The organism is Pseudomonas sp. FW305-28, from assembly GCF_017351395.1.
Lineage (GTDB): Bacteria > Pseudomonadota > Gammaproteobacteria > Pseudomonadales > Pseudomonadaceae > Aquipseudomonas > Aquipseudomonas fluorescens_AA.
In genome coordinates this window covers 1-25628 of sequence record NZ_JACNDD010000077.1, presented here as the reverse complement: position 1 = coordinate 25628, position 25628 = coordinate 1, and the positions used below count along the sequence as shown (strand labels likewise).

At 61.3% G+C, this 25628-nt stretch carries 23 protein-coding genes; 8 read left to right on the top strand and 15 right to left on the bottom strand.

Annotated elements, in window-relative coordinates; all coding sequences use genetic code 11:
- Positions 1-200: 200 nt before the first annotated feature.
- Both J4E53_RS18405 and J4E53_RS18400 read left to right on the top strand, forming a co-directional pair.
- Positions 201-1394, top strand: a complete 1194-nt coding sequence (locus J4E53_RS18405; protein WP_103311153.1) for a colicin E3/pyocin S6 family cytotoxin — start codon at positions 201-203, stop codon at positions 1392-1394.
- Entirely contained in the window at positions 1391-1621 is a 231-nt protein-coding gene (locus J4E53_RS18400) for a hypothetical protein (RefSeq protein ID WP_103311155.1), read from the top strand. The genes J4E53_RS18405 and J4E53_RS18400 overlap by 4 nt, the downstream gene beginning before the upstream one ends.
- A 71-nt stretch (positions 1622-1692) precedes the next feature.
- On the opposite strand, the gene J4E53_RS18395 is transcribed toward J4E53_RS18400, so the two are convergent.
- A complete protein-coding gene (locus J4E53_RS18395; protein ID WP_103310137.1) occupies positions 1693-2058 on the bottom strand; it encodes a DUF6124 family protein in 366 nt (121 codons plus the stop codon).
- A gap of 495 nt (positions 2059-2553) precedes the next feature.
- On the opposite strand from J4E53_RS18395, the gene J4E53_RS18390 reads away from it, so the two are divergent.
- Positions 2554-3639 (top strand): sensor domain-containing diguanylate cyclase, encoded by a 1086-nt coding sequence (locus J4E53_RS18390; protein ID WP_060739114.1) that lies wholly within the window; start codon positions 2554-2556, stop codon positions 3637-3639.
- Here the strand turns inward: J4E53_RS18390 and J4E53_RS18385 are convergent.
- The 3 genes from J4E53_RS18385 to J4E53_RS18375 are packed head-to-tail and all read right to left on the bottom strand — an operon-like array spanning position 3623 to position 9163.
- On the bottom strand, positions 3623-5974 hold the full coding sequence (locus tag J4E53_RS18385) for a TonB-dependent receptor (protein ID WP_103310136.1): 2352 nt from the start codon (positions 5972-5974) through the stop codon (positions 3623-3625). The two genes, J4E53_RS18390 and J4E53_RS18385, sit on opposite strands and share 17 nt — an antisense overlap.
- A gap of 1 nt (position 5975) precedes the next feature.
- Complete coding sequence (locus tag J4E53_RS18380; RefSeq protein ID WP_103310134.1) at positions 5976-8363, bottom strand: hybrid sensor histidine kinase/response regulator; 2388 nt, start codon at positions 8361-8363, stop codon at positions 5976-5978.
- A complete protein-coding gene (locus J4E53_RS18375; protein ID WP_060739117.1) occupies positions 8363-9163 on the bottom strand; it encodes a helix-turn-helix domain-containing protein in 801 nt (266 codons plus the stop codon). Before J4E53_RS18375 ends, J4E53_RS18380 begins: the two co-directional genes overlap by 1 nt.
- A gap of 400 nt (positions 9164-9563) precedes the next feature.
- Between J4E53_RS18375 and J4E53_RS18370 the strand changes: the two genes are divergently transcribed.
- A complete protein-coding gene (locus J4E53_RS18370) occupies positions 9564-11072 on the top strand; it encodes a hypothetical protein (RefSeq protein ID WP_103310133.1) in 1509 nt (502 codons plus the stop codon).
- A gap of 196 nt (positions 11073-11268) precedes the next feature.
- Here J4E53_RS18370 and J4E53_RS18365 read toward each other — a convergent pair whose 3' ends face one another.
- The 3 genes from J4E53_RS18365 to J4E53_RS18355 all read right to left on the bottom strand — a co-directional run bounded on the left by J4E53_RS18365 (position 11269) and on the right by J4E53_RS18355 (position 13349).
- Positions 11269-11814 (bottom strand): DUF4256 domain-containing protein, encoded by a 546-nt coding sequence (locus J4E53_RS18365; protein WP_103310130.1) that lies wholly within the window; start codon positions 11812-11814, stop codon positions 11269-11271.
- Between the two features lie 90 nt (positions 11815-11904).
- Positions 11905-12654, bottom strand: coding sequence for a hydroxypyruvate isomerase family protein (locus tag J4E53_RS18360; protein ID WP_103310128.1), 750 nt, complete (start codon positions 12652-12654; stop codon positions 11905-11907).
- A gap of 41 nt (positions 12655-12695) precedes the next feature.
- Positions 12696-13349 (bottom strand): arylsulfatase, encoded by a 654-nt coding sequence (locus J4E53_RS18355; RefSeq protein ID WP_060739121.1) that lies wholly within the window; start codon positions 13347-13349, stop codon positions 12696-12698.
- Between the two features lie 107 nt (positions 13350-13456).
- Here J4E53_RS18355 and J4E53_RS18350 point away from each other — a divergent pair, with 107 nt between their 5' ends.
- Positions 13457-13873, top strand: a complete 417-nt coding sequence (locus J4E53_RS18350; protein WP_072410941.1) for a VOC family protein — start codon at positions 13457-13459, stop codon at positions 13871-13873.
- Positions 13874-14055: 182 nt separating this feature from the next.
- Positions 14056-15105 carry a hypothetical protein gene (locus tag J4E53_RS18345; RefSeq protein WP_103310126.1) on the top strand — a complete coding sequence of 350 codons (1050 nt, stop codon included), beginning with the start codon at positions 14056-14058 and terminating at the stop codon, positions 15103-15105.
- 201 nt (positions 15106-15306) lie between these two features.
- On the opposite strand, the gene J4E53_RS18340 is transcribed toward J4E53_RS18345, so the two are convergent.
- On the bottom strand, positions 15307-16020 hold the full coding sequence (locus J4E53_RS18340; protein WP_060739124.1) for a FadR/GntR family transcriptional regulator: 714 nt from the start codon (positions 16018-16020) through the stop codon (positions 15307-15309).
- Positions 16021-16117: 97 nt separating this feature from the next.
- Here J4E53_RS18340 and J4E53_RS18335 point away from each other — a divergent pair, with 97 nt between their 5' ends.
- Positions 16118-16861, top strand: coding sequence for a FadR/GntR family transcriptional regulator (locus J4E53_RS18335; RefSeq protein ID WP_060739125.1), 744 nt, complete (start codon positions 16118-16120; stop codon positions 16859-16861).
- A gap of 122 nt (positions 16862-16983) precedes the next feature.
- Here the strand turns inward: J4E53_RS18335 and J4E53_RS18330 are convergent, their stop codons facing one another.
- The 7 genes from J4E53_RS18330 to J4E53_RS18300 all read right to left on the bottom strand — a co-directional run bounded on the left by J4E53_RS18330 (position 16984) and on the right by J4E53_RS18300 (position 24294).
- Positions 16984-17706, bottom strand: a complete 723-nt coding sequence (locus tag J4E53_RS18330) for an oligogalacturonate-specific porin KdgM family protein (protein ID WP_060739126.1) — start codon at positions 17704-17706, stop codon at positions 16984-16986.
- Positions 17707-17837: 131 nt separating this feature from the next.
- A complete protein-coding gene (locus J4E53_RS18325) occupies positions 17838-18605 on the bottom strand; it encodes an ABC transporter ATP-binding protein (RefSeq protein WP_060739127.1) in 768 nt (255 codons plus the stop codon).
- A 10-nt stretch (positions 18606-18615) separates the two neighbouring features.
- Positions 18616-19455, bottom strand: coding sequence for an ABC transporter ATP-binding protein (locus J4E53_RS18320; protein WP_103310123.1), 840 nt, complete (start codon positions 19453-19455; stop codon positions 18616-18618).
- A gap of 10 nt (positions 19456-19465) precedes the next feature.
- Positions 19466-20374 (bottom strand): ABC transporter permease, encoded by a 909-nt coding sequence (locus J4E53_RS18315; RefSeq protein ID WP_060739129.1) that lies wholly within the window; start codon positions 20372-20374, stop codon positions 19466-19468.
- Entirely contained in the window at positions 20374-21411 is a 1038-nt protein-coding gene (locus J4E53_RS18310) for an ABC transporter permease (RefSeq protein ID WP_060739130.1), read from the bottom strand. The genes J4E53_RS18315 and J4E53_RS18310 overlap by 1 nt, the downstream gene beginning before the upstream one ends.
- A 34-nt stretch (positions 21412-21445) precedes the next feature.
- A complete protein-coding gene (locus J4E53_RS18305) occupies positions 21446-23068 on the bottom strand; it encodes an ABC transporter substrate-binding protein (protein WP_060739131.1) in 1623 nt (540 codons plus the stop codon).
- Positions 23069-23139: 71 nt separating this feature from the next.
- On the bottom strand, positions 23140-24294 hold the full coding sequence (locus J4E53_RS18300; RefSeq protein ID WP_060739132.1) for a mandelate racemase family protein: 1155 nt from the start codon (positions 24292-24294) through the stop codon (positions 23140-23142).
- A gap of 514 nt (positions 24295-24808) precedes the next feature.
- Here J4E53_RS18300 and J4E53_RS18295 point away from each other — a divergent pair.
- Positions 24809-25628 (top strand): DctP family TRAP transporter solute-binding subunit (locus tag J4E53_RS18295; RefSeq protein ID WP_207268165.1); only part of this gene is annotated, 820 nt, incomplete at its 3' end.

Sequence of the window (25628 nt, the reverse complement as noted above, 5' to 3'; positions counted from 1 at the left end):
TTTGGTAGCACTCAGATGCAGGCTGATTACCGCCCAATGACTGACATCCCCCGCTGACGCTTCAGCTTATTCCGCCCCTCAACAGCCAGCCCTACCTGTATTGAGGAAACCGGAACAACCACTTCAAGAAACCTCCTACATCGCGCCCCTCTCTTCCCGCGTTAGCGTCTGCCCTGCATTTAGCGGACGAGACTCACTACGTGGCGACACGCGAAAAAGACATCCCCCAGGTTCGCAACCCGCCCGGCGGTGACGGGCATCACCTCACTTATCGGGACATGAGCGCCAGCGAACTGGCCGAGCGCGACGCCCTGCAGCAGGCTCATGAAGCCATGCTTGCCCGTCAGGCAGTCTACGAACAAATGCGCTGGGCCACGGTGGATAGCAAGCCGTTATCCAGCGTGACCGGAAGCGTGTTTGCCAAGAGTTGCAAGCTCCCCGATGGCATCATCGATTACAGCAACCCCAACGGCTATGTCCCGGCGGATCTGGTCAAGCAGTACGGCGATCTCATGTGGCTCGGGGGCAGGAGCGCCGACCCATCCGGCACGATCCCCCTCAAGCGGATCGGCGCTGGCACGGTACCCGCTACCTTGGGCAGGCTCGCGCTTAGCGGTTCGGCAACTTCTACGGCTGCCGCTGCCGGCGGTACCGTCGGCGCAGCCCTGCTGACAGGCATCGTCGCCCTACTCTGGCCGTCCAATCTGGGCGACAGCGCGCTTTACAGCGAAGACCAGCTACGCGATCTCAAGCAAGCCCGCAGCCGCATGCGCCTGAGCATCGAGCAGCAGGCCGATGGCAGCCTCAAGGGCTATGGCTTCTACACCGGACAGAACCGCGATTGGGAAATGGTCGATGTTGTCCAATTCACCCCGCGGGCCGATCAATTCGTCGCCGACCTGGGTGATGGCATCGAGCTGATCTGGACCCCGGCCACCGACCCGTCCGACACCCTCGGCATCCCTGCCCTGGAAGCGGCGCCACAGGCACCTAACATCTGGATCTATCCGCCGACGCCGGTGGCCGACAGCATCATCGTCGACCCGATCTATCCGCCGGAGTACAGGGATTTCATTCTGGTGTTTCCGGCGGATTCGGGGGTTCGGCCGGTTTATGTGGTGCTGAGTGTTCCGGGGGATCATAAGTACTACAAGCCCCCACCACTGCTTCCTGCGTTTCCAGACGCTACGATTGCTCCTTCCAAAACCTTTGTACGTGGTGGTGGCGTTAAACGTCGAAGATGGAAGGATCGTAAAGGCAGGATTTATGAATGGGACTCACAGCACGGTGCCGTAGAGCTGTACACAAAACAGGGTCAACACCTTGGCGAGTTTGATCCGATGACTGGCGAACAAACCAAACCCGCCGATCCGACAAGGAAAGTAGAAAAATGAAGCCCGTCGTTGAAATTTTTGACCAGACTACCGAAGAGCTAATACAGACCGTGGAAGTCCCAAACGTATACATGGACCCGTTGGCCGCACTTATGGGCTGGACAAAGCCTGAAGATTTTTGCTTTGTCTACGACCTGTCACCACAGCAGATAACGACCATAGAAGAGTGGACTCACACAATCATTCATGGCGATAACCGCATCATTCAAATCGTCTGCCTTGAATGACGAATGCGGTCATTTTTTGAAAAAGGTCTTGTTAGACAAGACCTTTTTCTTATACCGCTGTAGCTGAGTCGCTACCTCACCTCAACAATATCCAACGCCCGATTCGCCAACAACTCACTCACCTCAATCACCTGCAAAATCCCCAACGCCACATGACGCCGGGACCCATCCAGATCAAACGCCAAATCGTTGATCATGGCATTCGCCGAAGCGAGGTTCTCACTGAGATTCGCAAGCAAACATTCAGAATCAACCCCAGGGTCAATCCGTAAAATGGAGTCGGACTTGTCAGATGTTTCGCCCGTAGGCTTGGGCTTCAGGTAGTAATCCAGGGCACGAGTGGCCGCTTCGTCGAGCTTTTTGTTGCGAGCCGATTGGGCACGTGATGTGGGTTCGTCTGTATCTGTAACTGGAGGATTCGGTGTAATTTTGACCATAGCCTTAGCTCTCTTTGGATTGGGCTACGTCCCGCTCGCGACTAAACGATTGGGAGGCAGCTGTACGCAGGTTAGTCGACCGACGAGCTAAGAAATCGGCGCACCCGGAGGCGCCCTGCGCACAGCCACCATCGAGTGCAGGTATGGGATACCTGACTGATGGACGCTTGAGCGACTTAGCAACGACGGGCGACTAAACCCGATCACTGATGAGCAGTGACAGGTCCCAAACTACCGATGCAGCCCAAGGCGAACAAGCCGGCGGATTCTGGCGTAGTTGTAGGCAAAGGCGCAAGGCGACGTCGGCTGGCGAGGCCCGTCTGCCCAACGACTGACAGCCCCGCCTGACATTCCTACATCCCAGGCAAAAAATCTTTCCACTCCATCCCCTTGCGCAAAGCTCCCATCCGCTCCAGCAAACTCCCCCGCCAATCCCCGCCTCGATAATGCCTTCTTCACTCACCCTACCGCTGCAGCCGAGCAACGTGTACTCCCATGAACCTACACACCTTCATCCGGAGCTATTGCCTCAACTCCAGGCTCGCCACGAATGCCCTGACCCGCCTGCACCGGGCGCTGTCATCCCTGGCCGGCTATCTGGCGCAGCAAGGCTTCGACTCCGAAACATGGCCAGCCACCCGTGACGAAGCCGCTCTGGACCGTCGCCTCAACACCGTGTGCCCAGAGCTGGCCGCCACCGTGTTCAGCCATGCCCGCGAAGGCATCATCCTGGTCGACCCATTCGGCCGGGTCATCGCCGTGAACGAGGCGTTCACCCGCCTGACCGGTTACGGCCAAGACGAGGTAAGGGGCCGGGAGTTGAACTCCCATCGCATGGTGCGTCGGCTCGCGGCGTTTTATGCGCCGATGAAGAACGCATTGGATTTTCACGGGCATTGGTCCGGTGAAATTCAAAGCAATCACAAGGATGGCCGGGAGATGACATCGCGCATCAGCATCAGTGCCGTGCATGACCGTCACGGTAACGTGCAGCACTATGTGGCACTGCTCAGCGACATGACGCAGGTGAAGCAACGGCTTCAGTTACTGGAGCGCGATGCCCGTTATGACGCCCTCACGCAACTGCCCAATCGCTTGCTGTTGGCCGAGCGGATGCGCCAGGCGCTGGGCAAGGCGCGGATTCACCAGCACAAGGTGGCCATTGCGTTCATTGATCTGGATGGGTTCAAGGCACTGAACGACAGTTATGGCCATGACTGGGGGGATCGGGTGTTGCAGATTGTCGCGGCGCGGATCAATGCGACGTTGCGTGAAGGCGATACGTTGGCGCGCCTCGGTGGCGATGAGTTCGTGGCGGGGCTGGTGGGTTTGCAGGCGGTGGAGGACAGCGAGCCGTTGCTCAAGCGGATGCTGGCGGCGGCCAATGCGCCGATCGTGATCGGTGCGCAAACGGTGGAGATTGCCGCCAGTATCGGCGTGGCGTTTTTTCCGGAACATGGGCAGGAGGTCGATGGGCTGATCAGCAAGGCGGACAAGGCGATGTACCTGTCGAAAAAGGCCGGCGGCAATCGTCTGGCGTTTTGTCCGACGCGGTTTATTTCGCTCAATAGCGAAGCCTGACGGTGGTGCCGAGGGTTCGTTCGCTGCCGGTCATGACGCCATAGTCACCGGCGCCGAGCAGTGAATAGACGGCGGTGATGTAGTTGCGGTCGAAGACGTTGCGCACCCAGCCTTCCACTTCCCAGGCGCGGTCCTGGCTGCGCAGGCCCAGGCGCAAATTGGTCAGGCCGTAGCTGGGTTGATAGCTGCCTTCGCCGCCTTCGAGGGTGCCGGAGTAGCCGGTGCGAAAGCTGTAGTCGATGCCGCTGAAGGCTTCCAGCCCATAGGGCAGCGGATGGGTGTGGTCGAGGCCGCTGCTGAGGTTCCATTCCGGCGCGTTGTAGAGCCGGTCGCCGCTGAGGTCACAGGTCCATTGGCCCGAGGCCGGCGGGCACGGGGCGTTGGGGAAGCTGCGGTAGCGCGCGTCGCTCCAGGCCAGGCCCAGGCGCCCGGTGAATCGGGGGGTGAGTTGCCAGGCGGAATCCAGCTCGATGCCGCGCAGGCGGACCTTGCCGACGTTGATCAGGTTGTCCCGCAGCGGCGGGGCGAACATGGACGTCGGCGGGCTGTAGGTGAGCGCCTGGTAGTCGTCGACATCGCTCTGGTAGACGGCGAGGTCGAGCAATGCGCGCTCATCCCAGAAACGCGTCTTCATGCCCAGCTCCAGGGACGTGGCCCGCTCCGGCTCGAAGGTGGGTGCGGTGAACGGGCCGACCACGTCGAAGTTGATGCCCCCGGCCTTGTAGCCCCTCGACCAACTGACGTAGCCCATCACTCCATCGCTGAAGCGGTAGCTGGCGCTGAGGAGGCTGGAGACGTTGTTTTCTTTTATCGAATCCTCGCGGTAATAAGCACCACCGAGGGCGATGTCGCGCAGCAACTGTCCACCGGCCTGGAACACCGGCGGCAAACCTGTCAGCGGGGCGAGGTTGCTGACGTCGCGGGAGACCCAGCCGTCCTTGCGCTCCTGGCTGTAGCGCAGGCCGCCGGTGAGCTCCAGCGGGTCGATCGGGCGCCAGGAGAGCTGGCCGAAAATGGCTCGGCTGTCGCCCTTCTGTTCGCCGTCATAGCGTTGCCGGGCGCCGTCCAGCAGCATCGCCGGCACCTGCTTCGGCTCGGTGAACGTGATGCCATAGAGTTTTTGCAATTGCTCCAATTGATCGCCGACGAACCAGGGCGCGGCGTCCTTGCCGAACTCGGCGTCGATCTCCCGGTCGAGTTGTTGGCGCAGGTAATAGAGCCCGGCCACATAGTCGACGGACGAACCGGCCGTGCCGGACAGGCGCCATTCCTGGCTGAACTGCCGGTGGCCCAGCTCGGTTTCGGACTGGGCCACGGACAGCGCGGTGCTGTCGCTGTCGCGGGTGGCGCGGTAGTCCCAGTCGCGGTAGGCGGTGATGCTGGTCAAGCGCATTGCCTCGTCGAGGTCCCAGTTCAGTTCCAGTGAGACACCGTTCTGCAAGGTTTGCGGATGACCCGGCGCGTCGATGCGTGTCTCGCGCTTGTAAGGGTCGGGCTCCGACAATGGGTAGCCGAGGAACTGGGCGCGCTTGCGGGTCTGCTGGCTGTAGTGATTGACCAGCAGGACGTTGCCGGCCTCGTTTTGCTCGGCATAGTCGGCGATGAGGCGGGCGCTGAAGTCGGCGGTCGGCGTCCACAGCAACTGGCCGCGCAGGCCTTGGCTGTCGGCGTCGCCGAGGCGGGCGCCGTCTTGCAGGTTCTCCACGGCGCCATCGGTGGAACTGTCGAAAACATTGAGTCGGCCGGCCAGCACATTGTCCTGCAACGGCCCGGAAACCGTCCCGCGATATTCCCGCAGGCCGCGCTCGCCGTAGCTGGCTTCGAGGTTGGCTTCGGGCTGAAACGTTGGTTGGCGAGTGATGATGTTCAGCGCGCCCGCCGTGGTGTTCTTGCCGAACAAGGTACCTTGCGGCCCGCGCAGCACTTCGATGCGCTCGATGTCCATCAACTCGGTGAAGGCCATGCCCTGGCGCGCCTGGTAAACGCCATCGACGTAGGTGCCGACGCTGCCTTCCAGGCCATCGTTGTAGGCGGTCGCGCCGAAGCCGCGCAAGCCGAAGCCGGCGTAACGGGCGTCGTGACCGGACACTATCAAGCCGGGCACGCGCTGTTGGATGTCTTGCAGCCGGTGCAGGCCGGCCTCGTCCAGTTGCTCGCCGTAGAGGACGTTGATCGGGATCGGCACCTGTTGCGGGTCTTCCTCGCGACGGCGAGCGGTGACGGTGGTGGCGTCGAGCGTGAGGGCGCTGGGCGCCACTTGTTCGGCCTGGACCGACGGCCAGGGCAACATCGAGAGGCCGCCGAGCAGGAACAACCGGTAACCCAAACCCGGCATCCTAGTGCTCCCGTACCAACGCGCGACGCGTGGTGTCCGGGCAGGCCAGAGCCTTCACCCACGCCAGCAATTCGCGGCTGTCAGCAGGCTTGAGCAGGACCGCGTCGAAGGCCAGGTCCTCTGGATAGTCCTGCGGTCTGCGGGGCGGCACCGCCGAATAGAGCATCACCGGCAGATGGCGCCAGCGTTCGCGCACTTGTCGCAGCAGTTCCCAGCCGTCCATGCCGGGCATCATCTGGTCGCTGATCAGCAGGTCGATTGGCTGCTGCGCCAGGCAGGCCAAGGCGTCTTCGCCGTTCGCCGCCATGCTCACGTCAAACCCGTAGCCGGCCAGCAAGTCGTAGAGCCATTCGCTGTTTTGCTCGACGTCGTCCACCAGCAGAACGTGTTTGCCCTGGCCGTCGAGCGGCGTGGCGTTGTTGTCGACGAGGCCGTTTTCCAGGTCGTGTTCTTGGGCGCAGTTCAGTTGCAGGCGAAAACTGAAGTGGCTGCCCTGCCCGGTGGCTTGGGGTTCGAGGCGGCTGTCCATGCGTTCCAGCAGTTGGGTGACGATGGACAGGCCCAGCCCGCTGCCTTCGTAGCGCTGGGCATTGCGACCGCGGCGGAACGGTTGCAGCAGTTGTTCGAACTCTTGCGGGTCGATGCCGATGCCGGTGTCGGTCACGCTGAAACGCAGTTCCACGGTGTCGACGGAGGCCCCTGGAGCCGCGCTCACTTCGAAGCGGATCTGGCCGTTGCGGGTGAATTTCGCCGCGTTCGCCAGAAGGTTCATGAGCACCTGCCGAAGGCGTTTGAAGTCGGCTTCCACCAGTGGCGGCAGGTCATCCGCCAGCACCGCTTCGAAGGTGTTGCCCTGGCGTGCGGCGAGGAAGCCCGCTTCGTCTGCGATCTCTTTGAGGAAGCCGTAGAGGTAGCCCGGCGCGAGGGTCAGTTGCATCTGCTCCAGCTCGCCACGGGAGAACTCGAGCATCTCGTCAATCAGCTCCAGTTGCTGGCGGGCGTTGCGCTCGATCGTGGCTTGATAGTCGCGGTTCGGTCCGGCGTGCAGCAGACGCGCATAGTCGATGATGCGCACCAGCGGCGAGCGCAAGTCGTGGCTGATCCGCGCCATCAACGCGCTGCGGGCCGCCAGGGAGTCGCGCAACTGCGACGTGCGCAGGGCTACGGTGCTTTCCAGGCGTTCGTGCTCGGCCTGGCGTTGTTGTTCGAGGGTGGCCAGGGCGTTTTTTTCGCGGTTGCGGCTGCGGGCCACTTCCATGATCAACGTGCACACCAGCAACGCCACGCCCGGGAGTGTGGACGATAAGCTGTATTTGCTTTGGGGCGACTGCCAGGGCAATTGTTCCTGGGGGAAAAGCATCCGCATCAGCAATTGTGCAAGCAAGAGCCCCGACACCAGCCAGGCCAGCCAGCTGTAGCTCAGTCGTCTGCGCCAGGCCATGAACAGCGTGACGAGCAGCACCCCGTAGAAACTCAGGAGGGATATCTGGACGATCTGCGCGCCCTGGACCGGATCGACTTTCAACCACCAGAGTCGCCCGAGCACACACCCCGACAGCGGCAGCCAATAGCTCCAACCAATGACTTTGGGCAGGACGGACACCTGTAACAGCACGCGGAAGTAGGCGAGGAACAGGACGAACGAGAGGGCGCTGGCGCAGGTCAGCAACTCCCGGGTCCAGCCCAGCGTGGAGGGCAAGTAGATCAGGTAGCCGTTGAGGATGCAGGTCAGCAGGATGTAGCTCAGGACCGCGCCCGCATTCACGCTCAGCAACCGGGAGCGCAGGATCCAGCCGACGATGAAGCCGAACGGCACGACCAGCAGGACAATGCCGAGGGTGAGTCCGTCGCTCAAGTAGGTCTGTTGCTGACTGCGCAGCAGCGCCGGCTCGGACCACAGTTCCGGCTCCAGCAACATTTGGAAGTTGCTGGTCACGCGGACGAACACCGTGACGCGCTCCCCCGCCGCCAGCGAGACCGGGAACGCCGGCTGACGCGCCGCCGGTTGGGGCCATTCGACCAAGGGATAGGCGGCTCCGGCGTGGGCGTCATGTCCCGACTGGTACACACGGATGTCTTCCAGGCGCGGCGCCCCGATCACCAGCAGGCGCGAACACGACACAGCGCTTGAGTTGGTGAGCTGCACTGTCAACCAGAAGGCGGAGCGGCTATAGCCTTGGGTCGGCCAGCCTGGGGTTGCGGCGTTGAAACGCGTTTCGGGCAGTCGGGCGACGTCTTCCAGGCTCAAGCTGGCTTGGGTGTCTTCGAAAATCTGTATCGCGGGCATCAGCTCCAGGTGGTCCGCCCGGCAGATATCCACAGGCGTGGCGTGCAGCAAGCCTGTGGATAACAACGCTGTCGCCAGCAATAACAACTGTAGGAGGCGCATCAGGCACGCCCGGCCGACTCGGTTTCGGTGATGCCCAGGGCTTGCTGGCGAAACTGGCTGGGCGTCATGCCGATTCGCTGGCGGAAGGCCGTGGTGAAGTTGCAGGCGTTGCGAAAACCCACCAGTTCGGCAACGTCCTGCACGCTCATGGCGCTTTCGGAGAGCAAATCCTGGCCGCGCCGCAATCGGGCGTCGCGAATGTAGGCGAACACCGTCAGCCCCAGGTGCTCGCGAAAGATCCGCGAGAGGCGCTTCTCGTGAGTGCCGACTTTCTGCGCCAGCTGGACCAGGGAAGGCATGTCATCGAGGTGTTCTTCGATCAATCGCATCGCGGCGCGCAGGACGATCTCATCGCCCTCTGGCTCCGGGGCGGCCGGGCTGGCTTGAGCGGTGGGCGGCGCGCGCCAGGTCAGTTGCAGGTGGATCTTGATACGCGCCAGCACTTCCTCGGGCGCGCAGGATTTGGGGATGTAATCCACCCCGCCGACGGTCAGCCCTTCCAGACGTTCGATGGAGCTGTTGGCCGAAGACAGGAACAGAATCGGCGTGTGCCGGGTCGCCGGCGCCTCGCGCAACAGCCTGCACAGACTGAAACCGTTCATGTGCGGCATGTGCACGTCCAGCACAATCAGGTCCGGGCGCAAGGCCAGGGCCCGCTGATAACCCTGGTGGGCATCGCTGGCCAGGGAAATGCGCCAGGGTTGCGCCTTGAGCAGGACGAGCGTTGCGCGAATATCCTCCGGGACGTCGTCGATCAGCAGGATATGCGGCTCGGACCACGCCGCCGCGCTTGCCTCCATAGCCGTCCGCCTTTCGTATCGTCCGTCGTCCATTCGCTACGTTCTCTTATCGTGCGTTTGCCAATTAATTGCCGGAAAGCAACGGTATTGCAAAGCCAATCGATGGATCGGTAAAAATCGTTATACCGATAGCGGCAGCTCTGGCGAAGACTTGAAGGTGCCGAGAATACCTGTGGGAGCGAGCTTGCTCGCGATAGCGGTATACCAGCCGCCATCGATGTGCCTGACCTGCCCCTATCGCGAGCAAGCTCGCTCCCACAGTGGACTGTGCCCATCGATTTGGGGCGGCTGCGCAGCCCAGCGGGAGCAAGCTCCCTCGCCACGGGTTTATTGGATTGCTCAAGGTCGGCGGTGTGCGGCTAAGATGGCGCGCAGAGAAACCACAAGGAAAACAGGCGTGATGCAATCGCAATTCGATCCGTTGGTTCATATCGATTGGAAAACACCGGGCAGCGACTTGCTCGGGCTGTTGCAGCATTACTATCCCGACATCGGTGTGTTTGCCGGCCCGGGGTTCGAGGCGCTGTTGGATGAGCTGTCCAACGAGATGCCCGAGGTCTGTTTCGAGGCGCTGGTGCCGCTGTTGGCGGGTCAGGGTTATGACTTGTGGAACCTGGACGCCGGTGGCGATGATTATCGGCCGGTGATTGTTCCGGTCGCTCAGCGCGAGGCCTTTGCCCGGTACTGGCAGGGCCAGCGCGGCGAGCCGAGGTTCACGGCGAGTTTGATCGAGCCGCCCGAGCCTGCCGCCGTCGAGCGAAAACCGGCCAAACCCAAGCGCAGCAAGGTGAAGTGGCTGCAGGAAGTCCATGACTATCCCGGCGCCACCTATGTGCATGAATACAACTACCACAACGGTTGGGCCGCCATCACCGAGCAGGACGAAGACCAGTGGTTGTGCTTTCTGATCGATTACAACCAATGGCCGCCCGCCGAGCAGGACATGCTCGAACACCGGGCCGATGGCGTGGACGGCGCGGACCTTCAGCTCGTCGATGCCGATGCCCGGCGCAGCCTGTGGAAACGTCGGGTCATACGCGGCGATTACAGTGCGGACGAGCGCTACCAATACGAAATTCGTCAAGGCGATGAGATCGCGGCGTTCGGGCCTGCCGGGGTGCAGTGGCCGGAGTTTGAACAGCCCAGCGTGGTGGTGGGCTCGGAGATATTCGAACGTCAACGCATCTACGAACCCGAGCATTTGACGCGGATCTGGCGGATCACGGCAGACAGCAGCGAGGTGATTTTCGAGTATGCGGATGAACTGACGATCCTGCCCATCGGCCCTCGCCGTTTGCTGTTCATGCAACACAACGGGCCGAAGTGCTGGGTCTGGAATCAAGACCCTCCGCACCAAGCCATCGTCGCCCGAGCAATGCCTGCCGAGGGCTATAAACTCAGGGCGTCAACGGCTTACCTGGGGGGTGACGAGGTTCTGCTGTTCAGCGAAGGCGCGCGGCAGAACCTTGAGCATTCGGGTTATCAGGAGACGGTGCTGTTGGCGTGGCGCTTCAACTTCGTGACCGGCGCTACGACGAAGGCGCTGTTGGACGGTTTCGGCAGTGAACTGCGCCAGGACACGCGTTTGCTCGTCACCCAGCCCAAGCAGGTCATTACGTTGCGCACCTTTCATGGGCAGCTTCATGTTGCCCGGGGGCATGGGAATTGGTGGGTGTGGAATTACCGCGCCAATACGTTTGGGTCGCAGACGCTGGCGTGGTTCTGGAATCAGGACAGTAACGAGGTGGTGAAGCTGTCGACCAAGGACATTCCACGAATCAAGCCAGATGTTCGTTATGTACCGGCGCAGGATCGCTACCTGGCGTTCGAGACGGCGTTTGTGGCGCGGCTGCCGGAATTCAGTGAGATGGTTGAGGCCAAGGGGGGTGAGGTTTTGGTTTTTGAGTGAGGGGCTTCTGCCGCATTTCCTTCGACCGTACGCTATCACCGTGGCGAGGGAGCTTGCTCCCGCTCGGCTGCGCAGCAGTCGTAAAACCTGCTGATGCCGCTATTCCTGGCACACCGTGGTGGATGGCTTTGGGACTGCTGCGCAGCCCAGCGGGAGCAAGCTCCCTCGCCACGGGGTTAGCGGTGATGTTGAGGGCTCAAACCCGCAGCAACCCGCGAAACCCTCGCGCCGCGTAATACGACTGCACGCCATTGTGGTAGATGAACACCCGGCCATACCGATAATCGCCAAAAATCGCTCCATCGAGCGAGCGAAGCTCTGGAGGGGTTGCCAACCAGCTGGACGTCTTGGCGTCGAACTCACCGAGGGTTTGCAGGGCTCGGTATTGCTCTTCCGTCAGTAGGGCGATGCCCATCTTTTCGGCCATTTCGATGGCACTGCCTTTGGGCTTGTTCTCCTTGCGCGCCTCCAGGGCCGCGCGGTCGTAGCAAAGGCTCCGGCGTCCGGTCGGACTTTCTTTGGCGCAATCGCAGAAGGTGACAGCGCCGGTGTTCGGGTCGAGTCCAATCACGTCTGGCTCGCCGCCGGTGGCTTCCATGGCCTGGAGGGACTCCAGGGCATTGGGGTTGTTTTCAAGCCGGGTCTGGACGCCGGCCCAAGGGATGTCTGGGTGACGATTCAGGTTTTGTTCGAAGCGGGTTTTCAGGGTTTGGATGAGGTTGTCTTGTTCTTGTTTTTTCATGGTATGGAAGTCCGTGGGTGATCGGTTGCCGATTCCGCGCCTGGTTCAAGACTACCTAGGATAGACGTGCTGCAGATTTCCCACAGGGGGTCAGGCGTTGAACTGCTTGATCCAATCAAGGCCTGCCACGGTAGAGCTGATGGGGCGGTACTCACAGCCGATCCACCCTTGGTAGCCACGCCGCTCCAAGTCTGCGAACAAAGCCGCAAAATCCATATTCCCCGTCCCTGGTTCATGACGCCCCGGGCAGTCGGCAATTTGCACATGGACGGTTCGGTCATAGAAGCGAGCCAGGACATCCGCCGCATCCCCGGTCAACCGTTGGGCGTGGTAAAGATCGAGGATCAGCCCGACACTCGGGAAAGTCTCCAGCACTTGTTGCGCCTTGGTGAAGTCGGACATGTAATAGTCCGGCATCTCCTGCACACAGATGACTTCAATCAGCGGCCGCAAACCCTGGTCCTCAAGGTATTTGACGGCGTACTCCAGGTTGCGCCCATAGATAAGCGCGGCGTCTTCCTGAATCGTAACGCCCGACATGATGTGGACATCCGAACACGCCAGCGCCTTCGCATAGCGAGCAGCCTGGAGCAAGCCGCTGCGAAACTCCTCGTCCTTGCCGTGCAAGGCTGCGATGCCTTTGGTCACGCCAGCCGGTGCGGCGAACTGGATCAACGGCAGGTTGTGTTGAGTCAGATGATCGGCCAGAAGACTGGCATCGAATTCGTAGGGCGAAGGGAACTCCACCGCGCGAAAACCCGCAGCAGCGGCGGCTTCGATGCGTTGTAGAAAAGGTACCTCATTGAATTGAAAGCCGAGGTGAGCGTTGAACTTGGGCATTGGGTCAATCATCCATCCTGGGAAGAAACGAAATCATCCGTTCAGAGCAACTTGTGCAGCGCCAGCACCGCACTGTCGGGCGTCGTCAATACTGGCAGACCGGAGCGGGCCTGAGCTTGCCCGGCAGCGCTGGTCATCGAAAACTGGGCGAAACATATCAGGTCGCAGCCCTCGACCCGGGCGGCCATTTCCACGATGGCGGCATCGTGGGCTTGCGGGTTGCCGTCTTTCAACGCCTGCAATGCACCCGGAACGAAATAGGGCACCACTTCGACCACGCGACCACTGCGCTCTGCCGCTTGCTTGAACTCGGGCATCATCGAGGTAATGGTGGGTTCGAACGTTGCCAGCACCGCAATGCGCGATGCCTGGCTCAGTGCCTGCTCGATCATGGCTTCGTTCGGCTTGAGCACGGGAATGGCCACCTCGGGTTTAATCAGGTCGATGGCATCGCCAAACGCCGAGCAGGTAAACAGAATGGCATCCGCCGCGCTTTGTACGGCGTACTGGGAAAGCGTAAGGAAGCGAGCTTTCATGCTCGTGGTCAACTCGCCCTCTTCCACCCGGTCCTGGGGCAGCGAGTCCTCAAGCAGATTGATGATCCGTGCCTGCGGCCAATGCCGGGCAAAAGCAGCGGTGATGGGCTCGATCGCCAAAGGGGTTGCATGGATCATAAAAATTCGTGGAGCCTTCATGCTTATGCCATTCTCCAGATCATGTTTTTGCACGGTATCAGAAGCCCCGATAGCGTGTGGAATTCCTGTGGCAATAAACAATGCGGTACTGAGCACATGAGGCCCGTATGAAGAACTTCACGATTCAACGCATCGACCACATCGTCCTGCGCGTAAAGGACCTCGAGCGCAGCCTCGCTTTCTACACATCGGTGCTCGGTTGCGAGCTGAAGAAGCGCCGGGACGATCTAGGCATGCTTCATCTGGGCACCGGTGTTTCGATGATTGACCTGGTTGCCGTGGACGGCCCCCTCGGTCGCCAAGGTGGGCCGGCAGCGGGAAAGCAGGGGCACAATGTCGATCACCTGTGCCTGCGGATCGAGCCGTTTGATGAACCCGCCCTTCTCGCGCATTTGGCTTCGGCAGGCCTGACCGTTGAGAAGGCGCAGATGCGCTATGGCGCGGAGGGCAAGGGCTGGTCGATTTACTGCTTCGACCCGGACGGCAACCAGATCGAGTTGAAGGGGCCGGCATTGGAACCCTGAGCTTCAACTGGCGAGCAATCCCCTGTGCGGACTTGCTCGCGAAAGCGGTCTATCTGGATCGGTGATGTTGACTGTGCCGGCGTCATCGCGAGCAAGCTCGCTCCCACAGGAGGTCGGCGGTGGACGCAATAGTGGCACATCAGTAGCATTCACCCACTTTATCGATCCTTCAAGGATGACTCATGCTCGCCCTGCCTCGCCGTCTTGTCCCGTCGTCAGCATTGTCCGCGTTGTTCGTATTGCTCGGCGGTTGCAGCGTCAACGGCAGTTACCCCGACGCCACCGAACCGGACGCCGCCAAGTTGCGGTTCGTCGCCAATACCAGCAACGCCACGCTGGATTATTTCGATGCCGCCCATTGCGACGGGCAAACCACGGGCATTCTCAACAATCTGCTGCTGAGCGATACCGCGCGGCGGGTGGGGATGAGCGTTCCGGCGCCCAAGGATGCCAAGGGCTATCTGGAGGTCAAGTTCAAGCCCGGTGAGCAGATTTACCTGCGCACCAACATGAACAGCGGTTATGCCGTGTGCGGCAAGGGCTTCAACTTTACCCCCGAGGCCAATGCCGAATACGAGGTGACCTTCAAGTCCGAGAAGAACCTCTGCCTGACTCAGTTGCAACGCCTGCAACGGGTCGACGGCAAGGACGTGCGCACACCGATCTCGATCCTGAAAAAAGATTTTCCCGCCTGCGCCGGTCGCAACGCGCTGTTTCCCAAGACCTACCCGGACACGCCCCATCGCCTGGAGCTGATGAACCGGGTCATCGATAAAAGCCTGGTCGTCACTGTGAAAACCGATCCGGCCAAGGAAAAAGTCGAGACTTATTCGCCAGAGAAACTCGACACGTTGATCAGCGAACGCAAGGCCAAGCTCGGCTTCGACCTGCCGCCTGACTACTGGACGCTGTACCGGGAAAACCTGAAGACATTTGGCGATGACATGGCGCAGAACAAGGCGCGCTCGCTGGAACGCTTCAAGGATGAATACCAGACGCGCCTGCGGCAGGTGAAGGATGAGCAGTTGGAACAATGGGCGTTGCCCAAAACCGCCAATGCCAAGCCGGAGAAAGCCGAGATCGATCTGGACATCGCGATGATGGTGGAGTACTTCCGGATCGGGAATGGGGTGACGGTCGAAGCGGTAGGTCATCACCTGGAAAGGATGGCGCAGATGGATGAGCGCTACGGGGTTTGTGCACGGTTTGCGGAGTGCTGGAAGCGCAACTAGCAGCCATGGGCTGTAGCGCCGTCATCGCGAGCAAGCTCGCTCCCACAGGGGGGCGGTGGTGGATACAGTATTTGCACACACCCGAGATCAAAAACTGTGGGAGCGAGCTTGCTCGCGATGGCGGTGTGTCAGCCACATCAATGTTGACTGATCCGCCGCTATCGCGAGCAAGCTCGCTCCCACAATGTTCTGTGGTGGAGGTTATTGCGCCGTCAACTCCACCACACCTCGAACCCGCTGCTGCATATTGATCAAATGCAACCGCATCGACGCCCGCGCCGCTTGCGCATCGTGCCGCGCCAACGCCGCGTAGATCTGCTCGCGCTCACGCACCACCAACGCCCGATTTTCATCCGTCACCGCCGGTCCGGCCTGTTGCACCACGGCGATCAACGTATTGCCCACATGGGCCATGGCGTCGATGAAAAAGCTGTTGCCGGTGCACTGGGCGATCTGCAGATGAAATTCGAAATCGACCCGGGCGCTTTCGTCAGCCGTTGAGTCAAAAGCATTCGCCGCGTCGAGCGCTTCACGCATCGCCTGCAACTGCTCCGGTGTGGCCCGTTGTGCGGCGATGCCGGCGGCTTCCACTTCCAGGCTCAGGCGCAGTTCGATCACGGCGAGCGCATCGTAGGCACCGCCCTTGACGTGTTTGCTGCCCTGGAAATCCCCCGGGCGGGCGGTGTCCACCACGAAGGTACCGATGCCGTGACGGGTTTCCACCAACCCTTCGGCCTGGAGCCGCGACATGGCTTCGCGGACCACCGTCCGGCTGACGCCGCGTTCCTTGATGATGACTTGTTCGGTGGGTAACTTGCTGCCCGCAGGCAGTTCGCCGGCCAGTATCTGCTGCGTCAGGTCGACCACCAGTTGTTGAGTCATGCTCAGGCGTCGATCGGGTGTGACACGGTCCATTGCACCTATCCATTAAAGCCAGACGATCGCGGCATTATAGCCGCGACCTTGCGCTAAAACTCACTATAATGCCCGCTGATCACCCAAGAGCAAGCCGATGACGGATCAAGCGTTATCTCCACTGAACAAGCCACGCCGCCTCGCCGAAACACTGGTCGACCGCTTTGCCCAGCGCATGCGCGACGGCACCCTCAAGTGTGGCGAAAAGCTTCCCACCGAAGTGCATATCATGGAGGCCGAGGGGGTCAGTCGTTCAGTGGTGCGCGAAGCGCTGTCGCGCTTGCAGGCGGCGGGGCTGGTGGAGACGCGCCATGGCGTCGGCACCTTTGTCCTCGACATGCCGGCGCCGGAGGGCTTCACCTTGGGGCCGGCGACGATTGCCACGTTGTCGGACGTGCTCAACCTGCTGGAGTTTCGCCTGAGCCTGGAAGTCCAGGCCGCGGGCATGGCCGCGCAACGCGCAACCCCCGAAGCCCTGGCCGAACTGGCCCAGGCGCTGGAGGCGTTGCTGCAAGGGCCGGAAAAGTCCGGTACCACCATCAATGCCGATTTCCAGTTCCATCTGAAAATCGCCAAGGCGGCCGGCAATTACTACCTGATCGATATCATGAAGCACCTGGGCACGAAGCTGATCCCCCGTACCCGCATGAACTCCGCCTACTCCGGGCAAAGTGATCGCAGCGCTTACCTGCAGGGGATCAACGCCGAACACCAGCAGATCTTCGACGCCATCGCCAGCGGCAATGTCGATGCGGCGCGGGCGGCCATGTACCTGCATTTGAGCAACAGCCGCATGCGCCTGTGTGAAACGCAACAGCGCCAGGCGTTCTACAACGAGTAAGCCCTGCCCCTGTGGGAGCGAGCTTGCTCGCGATGGCGGTGTGTCAGCCACATCAATGTTGACTGATCCGCCGCTATCGCGAGCAAGCTCGCTCCCACAGGTTGATCCCGCGCTTCAACAACTTAGAAAAAGTTGTATTGAATACCGACCCGCAGACGCAGTTGGCGATCACTGTCGACGGAGTTGACCTTGATATCACCCACTTCAAAGAACGGCGCCCAGCGCTTGTCCCACTTGTACTTGACCACGGCATTCTGCTCATAGTCGTCGGTGCCGCCGTTGTAACGGATGTAGTTGGCATCGAAGTACGTCAGTTGATATTCATACGCCCACGGCCCCTGGTTCGCGTAGTTGATGTACACGTCGTAGCGATGGATCTTCTGGTCGTCCTGGCCGTTGTCCGGCACGTCATGGTCGACCTTGTCACGGTCGAGCTTGGAGGAGTCGTAGCGGTAGCGTCCGGCGATGCTCAGCTCCTTGGTGAGCTTGTAGCCCAGGCGCATGCCCATCTTGTAGGTGGTGGATTCTTCGTCGCTTTCCATGGCGAACGAAGGCGTGAGCGTCCAGCGATCATTGAGCTTGTGCTGGTAGTTGACGGTGAATTCATGGCCACTGCCGACGGTGTTGTCGAAGGCAACGTCTTCGCGATCACCGGCGGTCTTGTATTTGAGTTCCCCTTCCAGCCCCACGCCGTTGTCCAGCCGCATGCCGAACTTGGCGCGGTCGGCATGCATGCGGGTTTGTTCCGCATATTGGTGGCGTACGTTGATATAGCCAGTATCGGCCATGGCAACGACTGAAGTGAACAAGGAAGCGAGGGACAGCGCGACAAGTGTCTTTTTCATGTTTTTTTATTCTTGTTAGTTGAGTTATTAGTTGGGTTGAACGCCAAATCACAGGCGAGCGCGTGCGCGGCATTGAAACCTGCGGTTCAACGTCTTCTGCGGGTTAAAACACGTGCAACGAACGAGTCAGCTCAAACAGCGATAGGTATTCGCTGTATGTCCCGACTGGCTTGCACCAGCAAACGGGTGTACGCATGGGTGGCGCCATCGCTCGCCAGCAGATGGCTGTCGAGCGTCTCCACCACCCGGCCCTGCTGCATCACCGCCAGCCGATCACACAAATGCGCCACCACCGCCAGATCGTGGGTGACCATCAGGTAAGTCAACCCTTCCTGGCGACGCAAGTCGGCCAGCAGGTTGAGGATTTCCGCCTGCACCGAGACATCCAGCGCCGAGGTCGGCTCGTCCAGCAACAGCACCCGGGGCCGCAGGATCAGCGCTCGGGCAATCGCCACCCGTTGGCGCTGCCCTCCGGACAACTGGTGCGGATAGCGGAAGCGAAAGCTGTCGTTCAAGCCAACCTTGCGCAGGATCTCGCTGACCTTCTGCCCACGCCCATCGATGCCATGGATGCGCAGCGGTTCCTGCAACGCGGCGTCGATGGTGTAGCGCGGATGCAACGAGGCATACGGGTCCTGGAACACCATCTGCACCGTGCGGTAGTGGTTCAGCGGCAGGTTGCGCGTCACGGCCTGGCCGGCGACCCGCAGTTGTCCGCTCCAATGCTGGTACTGCCCGGCCAGGCAGCGCAGCACGGTGGTCTTGCCCGAACCGGACTCCCCCACCAGGCCGAATGCCTCGCCTTCGCCCACGCTCAAATCGACGTCGTGCAGTACCGCGTTCAATGCCGCGCCGGTGCCGAAACTGAGGTTCAGGCCGGCGATTTCAATCATGCTCATGACAGGCTCCTCAAGCGTTCAACCAGAGTGGGTCGCGCTGCAGCACTGGCAGCGTGGCACGCGGATGGTCCAGGCTCGGCAACGCGGCCAACAGGCCTTGGGTGTAGGGATGGGTGGCGTGATCCAGGTCGGCGGCGGCAATCGACTCGACCACGCGGCCGGCGTACATCACCAGCACGCGGTCACAGAAACTCCGCACCAGGTTCAGGTCGTGACTGATGAAGATCAGCCCCAGGTCACGCTCGCTGACCAACTCTTCCAGCACGTTGAGCACCTGTCGGCGCACCGACACGTCCAACGCCGAAGTGGGTTCGTCGGCGATGATCACCTGGGGATCGGTGATCACCATCATGGCGATCATGATCCGCTGGCCCATGCCGCCCGAGACCTCGTGGGGGTAGAGGTCGTAGACCCGCCGGGGATCGCGAATGTGCACCTTGGCGAGCATGTCCAGGGCCCGTTCGCGCGCTTCGCGATGGGGCACCTTGTGATGGGCCAGGTACGCCTCGGCGATCTGTTCGCCAACCCGCACCACCGGGTTCAGCGAGTATTTCGGGTCTTGCATGATCATCGACATGCGTGCGCCACGAATCGCCTGGATCTGCTTTTCGCTGGCGGCCAACAGGTCGATATCGGCGAAGCGCAAGGTCTTGGCGGTGACCCGCGCCGTCGGTGGATGCAGGCGCAGAAGGCTGCGGCCGACGGTGGATTTACCCGAGCCGGACTCGCCGACGATGGCGAGTTTTTCTCGCCCCAGCGTGAACGACACATCACGCACCGCCTGCGAGGTTTTGCCGGCGTTGCGGAACTCCACACACAAGTCCTGCACGGCAAGTTTTATCTCAGTCATGGGCTGTTCCTCAGGATTGGCTGCGTGGGTCGAGGACGTCGCGCAAGCCGTCACCCAACAGATTGAAGGCCAGACTGACCAGCATGATCGCCGCACCCGGCGCCGCCACCAGCCACCAGCTTTCGAGCATGTAGCGCCGCCCGGTGGAGATCATCGCGCCCCACTCCGGCAGCGGTGCCTGGGCGCCAAGGCCGAGAAAGCCCAGGGCAGCGGCGGTGAGGATGATGCTCGCCATGTTCATGGTCAGGCGGATGATCACCGACGACAGGCACATCGGGATGATGTGGCGCAGGATGATGCGGGTGCTCGACGCGCCCTGAAGCTGCACCGCGACGACGAAGTCCGCGTTGCGCAGCGGCAGTGTTTCGGCGCGGGCGAGCCGGGCAATCGGCGGCCAGGCCGTGAGTGCGATGGCGATTACCGCATGCTCCAATCCCGGGCCGAGAGCGGCGATGAAGGCCAGCGCCAGGACCAGGCTGGGGAACGAGATGAAGATGTCGGTGATGCGCATGAACAGGCTGTCGACCCAACCGCCGAAGTAGCCGGAAACCGTACCGACCAACAGGCCGATGGGGCCGACGATCACCGTCACGAGCAAGACGATGTACAAGGTGATGCGCGAGCCATACACCAGTCGGGCGAAGACATCGCGACCGTATTCGTCGGTGCCGAACCAGTGCACGCCGCTGGGTGCCTGCAAGGCCCCGGCGAGGTTCTGCAACAGCGGATCGTGGCCGGCGATCCAGGGCGCGAAGACCGCGACCAGCATCAGGGTCGCGACGACGATCAGGCCGGCGAAGGTCATCGGGTTGCGCAGCAAAAATCGCAGCAGGCGCACGGTGCTGGCGACCAGCGCTGCCGTACTCGAAGCGGGCAACGTGGCGCTGCCGGCTGCGCTGGAAGCAAGGGGCAGGTTCATTAGCGAGTCCTCGGGTCGAAGATCTTGTACAGCGCATCGCTGATCAGGTTCAGCGTCACGAAGATGAGGCCGATCAGCAGCACGCAGGCCATCACCGCGTTCATGTCGCCGAGCAGCAAACTGCTGGTCAGGTACTGGCCGAAGCCCGGCCAGGCGAACACGGTTTCGATCAGCACCGCACCTTCCAGCAGGCCGCCATAAGCCAGGGCGACGATGGTCAACAACTGCACGCGAATGTTGCCGAAGGCATGACCCCAGACGATCCGCCGTTGGGACAATCCCTTGACCCGCGCCGTGATGATGTATTCCTGGGACAGTTGCTCGAGCATGAAGCTGCGAGTCATGCGGCTGATGTAGGCGACCGAGTTGAAGCTGAGGATCACCGCCGGCAACAGGATGTGCCGCAGGGCGCTGCGAAAGGCCTCCCAGTCGCCGGACCAGGCGGTATCGATCAACAACAATCCGGTGTGTTTCGGGATCAGCCCGTCATAGGCCAGACCGATGCGCCCGACGCCGCCAGCCCATCCCAGCCAGGCGTAGAACACCAGGAAGGCCATCATGCCGATCCAGAAAATCGGCGTGGAGTAACCGAACAGCGTGATCAGCCGCGCGACATGGTCACCAGCACGGCCCTGATGCGTCGCCGCGTAGACACCCAGCGGCAAGCCCGCCACCACGCCGAACAGGATGGCCAGGGTCGCCAGTTCCAACGTCGCCGGGAAGACCCGGGCGATGTCGGTGATGACCGGGTTGCCGGTCAACAAGGCCATGCCGAAGTCACCGTGCAGCAAGTCGCCGAGGTAGATCGCGAACTGGGTCCACAACGGCTTGTCCAGGCCCAGTTCTTTGTACACCTGGGCGTAGGCCGAGGCGTCGGCGTCCGGGCCGACGATGGCCAGCACCGGATCCAGGGGCATCACTCGCCCGATGAAAAAGGTCAGCAGCAGCAACCCCAGCAGCGTCACCGCCACCGAGCCGCCGCGCCGGGTCGCCGAAGCGGCCCGGGTGGTCCAGATTGAAAAGGATGCAGTCGACATGTTCATTCCTGCCTTGGCCCTGTGGCCGTCGATTTCAGCGCTGCTTGTAGACGTCCCGAAGACGCGTGGTGGCGGCGGTGTGGCCGATGTAGTTGCGCACGTCGGCGTGGATCACCACTTCGTCCACCATCTGTGAGACCGGCATGATCGCCCCGGCCTGTTGGTCGTAGAGGGTCTGGATCTGCCCATAGATTTCGCGCTGGCGCTCGGGGTCACGTTCGCGCTCGGCTTGCTCGATCAGTTGATTGAGCTGCGGGTCGAAGAACGAGGTGCGCCAGCCCTGGAAGTTGCTCAGCTTGGCTTCGGTGCGGTTGTCCGGGTTGTACACCAGGGCCCGCAGGCTCGAATGCGGATGACGCTCCGCCCCGCCACCGCCACGCCCGACGAGGATGTCGAACTGACGGTCGCGCATCGCGCCATAGATCTGGTTGCCGGTGCCGGTGATGATCGTCGCCTGGATCCCCGCCTGGGCCAGCGTCGCTTGCAGGCTGGTGGCGATGTTGATGAACGGCGGATCGGTCAGCGAACGGATAGTCACCTTGAAGCCTTCGGCATGCCCGGCCGCCGCCAACAGGCGCTTGGCTTCGGCCACGTCCAGGCGATAACCCGGATCGTCCAGGCGTGCCGGCAGCCCCAACTGCAAAGGCCGCTGATTGATCACACCGTAGTGCGGCATGACCACATCGTTGATGCCCTGGTAATCGATCAGCAGGCGGATGGCCTGGCGTACGCGGATGTCTTGGAACAACGGCTGCTGCATGCTCATCGCCACGTAGTACAGCGTGCCGCGGGCGATGCTCTGGATGCGCACTTCATCGACCTTGCCCAACGCCTTGATGTCGGTGGCGGCCATGCCGCGGGCGACGTCCAGGTCACCGCGCTCGACCATCAGGCGCAGGGCCTGGGACTCGGTCATGTTGCGCATGATCACCCGGCGCAACTTCGCCGCGCCGCGCCAATAGTCGTCATTGCGACTCATCAGGATCACGTCGTTGGCCCGCCAGATGTCGAGCTTGAACGCGCCGGAGCCGGCCGTGTGCGTCGCCAGCCACGCCGCGCCTTGGTCGTCGCCGACCTGATGTTGCAAGGCGACCGAGCGATCGATGATGAAAGCACTGGGAGAGGTGGCCAGGGTGTTGAGCACCAGCATCGGGTCAGTGACGCGTGGCAACTCCATGACAAAGGTGTGCGGCCCTTCGGCGCGCATCAGTTTGACGACGTTGTCGGCGGTGAAACCGTAGGCTTTCCAGGTGGAAGCCAGGGCGCGGTTGAGGGTGACAACGCGCTGCAACGACCAGGCGACGTCTTGGGCGGTGAGCGGCGCGCCGGAGTGAAAACGCACGTCGTCGCGCAATTGGAAGGTCAGGCGCATGCGGTCGGGGCTGATGTCCCAGGTTTTCGCCAGGGCCGGAATCAGCGTGTCCGGCTGCGCCGCGTCCTGCTCCAGGAGCATGTCGTAGACGTTGGCGTTGACCTCGGCGACCTCCAGCCCCGTCGCCGCGGCAGGGTCCAGGGACAGCAGGTTGATCATGCTCATGCCCACCACCAATTGGTCGGGGGGCGTTTCGCCTTGGGCCAGGCTGACGGGCACCTGCACTGCGCACAGGGCCACGGTGACACACAGCAGCCTGGTCAGGCGCTTGGGCCAGAGATTCATGGTTCAGTCCTTTCTTATATTTATAAAGACTTGTCGCCCGGGCAGCCATCGACCTCAGGCGTGGAACAGGCTCAATGTCGGGACAGGGTGTTGGCCTCGATATACGCGAAGTTGATGTCCTCGCCCAACCCCGGCCGGTCGGACAGGTGTACAAAACCGTCGGCGTCCATGGGATCGACGATGCTGTTGAGGTGCGCCGGGACGTCTTCATAGTCGAGGAACGGGTGCAGCAGGCCGCGCTCGTACCAGCGGCAATTGCTGATCGCCCCGACCACCGCCAGGTTCGCCGCGCCATTGCCGTGGACCTCGCAGTCCATGCCGAACGACTCGGCCAGGTGCGCCACCTTCAGGCACGGCCCGATACCCCCGACCCCGGCCACGCCGGCACGCAGGATGTCACAGGACTTCTGGGTGACCCAACTGGCGCGGCTATGGAACTTGCCGGCGATGCTCTCCGGGCCCAGCACCGGGATGTCCAGGTTGGCGGCCAGCCAGGCATAGGACTCCGCCGAGTCTTCCATCATCGGCTCTTCGAACCAGGCGAAATTCAGCTTTTGCAGGGCCTTGCCAATGGTCAGCGCATCCATGCGGCTGTACCAGTGGTAACCGTCGAGCATCAGCGCGATGTCCGGCCCTACTGCCTCACGCACGGCGGCGCAGGCCTGGATGTCCATTTGTGGATTTGGCGCGAAGGAAATCGGCGGCATCCAGGTGTGCAACTTGATGGCCTTGTAGCCGCGCTGCACCAGTTTCTCGGCAAATTGGCCGTACTCGTCCGGCGTCGACAACCCACCCGGCAAATCGTCGCCGCACATCGTCGAGCCGTACGCCGGGACCTTGTCGCGATAACCGCCAATCAGTTTATGCACCGGCAATTTGAGCTTGCGTCCGGCCAGATCCCACAAAGCCTGCTCCACCAGCGCCAGCGCCCGGTCGGTGAACTGCCCGGCGCTACCGCGCTGCCAGTGCGCCAGGTCTTGCCAGATGCTTTCACGGTCCATTGGATCGCGGCCCACCAGCACTTTGCGCACGAAGGATTCGATGATGTGCGGACGAATCAACTCAGGCGGGCCAAAGGCATAACCCTCACTACCATCGTCGCAGCCGATTCGCAGCAAGGCCATCTTGATCATGACCTCATCGCCCGGATGGGCGTGACCGGCGCTGTCCTGGGCACGGCGCGAAGGTGTGGAAAAGACTTCGACGTGAACGCCTGTGATTCTCATAGAAGGGAGCACCCTGTTGTTATTGTTTATTTGTATGTCGTCATACAACGTAGCGGATTATTCTGACGTTTCCCACGGACTGTCAACCCACAAAATCAATAAAAATTAATGAAACCTGGGATGAAAGAGAGAAATGAGATTATTTTTCTTGAGAGAAATCTAAAATGTCGTCATACCACACAACAAAAACAATACGACTCGCCCCGGGAGGGCCACGATGACGGGAGGACTGGAAACCGAGGCGGGAGAATAAAGATTTGTGGGAGCGAGCTTGCTCGCGATAGCGGTGTACCTGGGCCGATGATGTTGGAGGTGCCGCCATCATCGCGAGCAAGCTCGCTCCCACAAGGGGGCCGTGAACACCCGCTCCCACCTGGCAGAAGCCCGATGGTTTGCCCGCCGGAACACCTCACCCGGCAGTGGATGGTTTTTCTCCTAGACTGGACGTTGTCTGCTGTACGCCGGGTTCCGAAGAGGCCCGTACGATGAATGTAAAGGCAAAGGGAATTTCGCAATGCTCAAACCTGTATGGAAAGCGCTCGCCTGCACCCTGGCTTTCGGCGTGTGGGGCACGGCCATGGCGGCTGAGCCGATCGTCATCAAGTTCTCCCACGTGGTAGGCGACCAAACGCCCAAGGGCCAGGGCGCGTTGATGTTCAAGAAGCTGACGGAAGAGCGGCTGCCGGGCAAAGTGAAGGTCGAGGTCTACCCCAACTCCACGCTGTACGGCGATGACAAGGAGATGGAAGCCCTGCTCCTGGGGGAGGTGCAGATCATTGCGCGGTCACTGGCCAAGTTCGATCAGTACACCAAGACCGTGCAGCTGTTCGACTTACCCTTTCTATTCGACGACATCGCCGCAGTAGACCGTTTCCAGCAAAGCCCCGAGGGCCAGAAACTGCTCAAGTCCATGGAAAGCAAGAACGTCACCGGCCTGGCCTATTGGCACAACAGCATGAAGCAGCTGTCGGCCAACAAGCCATTGCGCACCCCCGAGGATGCCCGCGGCCTGACGTTCCGGATACAGACCTCTGCGGTGCTGGAGGAGCAATTCAAGGCGGTGAATGCCAAGGCCAAACCGATGATTTTCTCGGTGGTGTACCAGGGGCTGCGCACCGGCCTGGTCAACGGCACGGAAAATACCTATTCGAACTTCTACAACCAGAAGCTCAATGAGGTACAGAAATACGTCACCGAATCCAACCACGGCATACTCGACTACATGTTGATCACCACGTCGGACTTCTGGAACGGCCTACCACCGGATATCCGCAGCGAGCTGGAGAAGATCGTGGTCGAATCCACCGCCCATGCCAACCAGGAAGCGGAGAAAT

Excerpts from the sequence above, each read along its gene's own strand:
- J4E53_RS18400 (WP_103311155.1), top strand. The coding sequence starts at position 1,391 with ATGAAGCCCGTCGTTGAAATTTTTGACCAGACTACCGAAGAGCTAATA.
- J4E53_RS18395 (WP_103310137.1), bottom strand. The coding sequence starts at position 2,058 with ATGGTCAAAATTACACCGAATCCTCCAGTTACAGATACAGACGAACCC.
- J4E53_RS18390 (WP_060739114.1), top strand. The coding sequence starts at position 2,554 with ATGAACCTACACACCTTCATCCGGAGCTATTGCCTCAACTCCAGGCTC.
- J4E53_RS18385 (WP_103310136.1), bottom strand. The coding sequence starts at position 5,974 with ATGCCGGGTTTGGGTTACCGGTTGTTCCTGCTCGGCGGCCTCTCGATG.
- J4E53_RS18380 (WP_103310134.1), bottom strand. The coding sequence starts at position 8,363 with ATGCGCCTCCTACAGTTGTTATTGCTGGCGACAGCGTTGTTATCCACA.
- J4E53_RS18375 (WP_060739117.1), bottom strand. The coding sequence starts at position 9,163 with ATGGAGGCAAGCGCGGCGGCGTGGTCCGAGCCGCATATCCTGCTGATC.
- J4E53_RS18370 (WP_103310133.1), top strand. The coding sequence starts at position 9,564 with ATGCAATCGCAATTCGATCCGTTGGTTCATATCGATTGGAAAACACCG.
- J4E53_RS18365 (WP_103310130.1), bottom strand. The coding sequence starts at position 11,814 with ATGAAAAAACAAGAACAAGACAACCTCATCCAAACCCTGAAAACCCGC.
- J4E53_RS18360 (WP_103310128.1), bottom strand. The coding sequence starts at position 12,654 with ATGCCCAAGTTCAACGCTCACCTCGGCTTTCAATTCAATGAGGTACCT.
- J4E53_RS18355 (WP_060739121.1), bottom strand. The coding sequence starts at position 13,349 with ATGAAGGCTCCACGAATTTTTATGATCCATGCAACCCCTTTGGCGATC.
- J4E53_RS18350 (WP_072410941.1), top strand. The coding sequence starts at position 13,457 with ATGAAGAACTTCACGATTCAACGCATCGACCACATCGTCCTGCGCGTA.
- J4E53_RS18345 (WP_103310126.1), top strand. The coding sequence starts at position 14,056 with ATGCTCGCCCTGCCTCGCCGTCTTGTCCCGTCGTCAGCATTGTCCGCG.
- J4E53_RS18340 (WP_060739124.1), bottom strand. The coding sequence starts at position 16,020 with ATGGACCGTGTCACACCCGATCGACGCCTGAGCATGACTCAACAACTG.
- J4E53_RS18335 (WP_060739125.1), top strand. The coding sequence starts at position 16,118 with ATGACGGATCAAGCGTTATCTCCACTGAACAAGCCACGCCGCCTCGCC.
- J4E53_RS18330 (WP_060739126.1), bottom strand. The coding sequence starts at position 17,706 with ATGAAAAAGACACTTGTCGCGCTGTCCCTCGCTTCCTTGTTCACTTCA.
- J4E53_RS18325 (WP_060739127.1), bottom strand. The coding sequence starts at position 18,605 with ATGAGCATGATTGAAATCGCCGGCCTGAACCTCAGTTTCGGCACCGGC.
- J4E53_RS18320 (WP_103310123.1), bottom strand. The coding sequence starts at position 19,455 with ATGACTGAGATAAAACTTGCCGTGCAGGACTTGTGTGTGGAGTTCCGC.
- J4E53_RS18315 (WP_060739129.1), bottom strand. The coding sequence starts at position 20,374 with ATGAACCTGCCCCTTGCTTCCAGCGCAGCCGGCAGCGCCACGTTGCCC.
- J4E53_RS18310 (WP_060739130.1), bottom strand. The coding sequence starts at position 21,411 with ATGTCGACTGCATCCTTTTCAATCTGGACCACCCGGGCCGCTTCGGCG.
- J4E53_RS18305 (WP_060739131.1), bottom strand. The coding sequence starts at position 23,068 with ATGAATCTCTGGCCCAAGCGCCTGACCAGGCTGCTGTGTGTCACCGTG.
- J4E53_RS18300 (WP_060739132.1), bottom strand. The coding sequence starts at position 24,294 with ATGAGAATCACAGGCGTTCACGTCGAAGTCTTTTCCACACCTTCGCGC.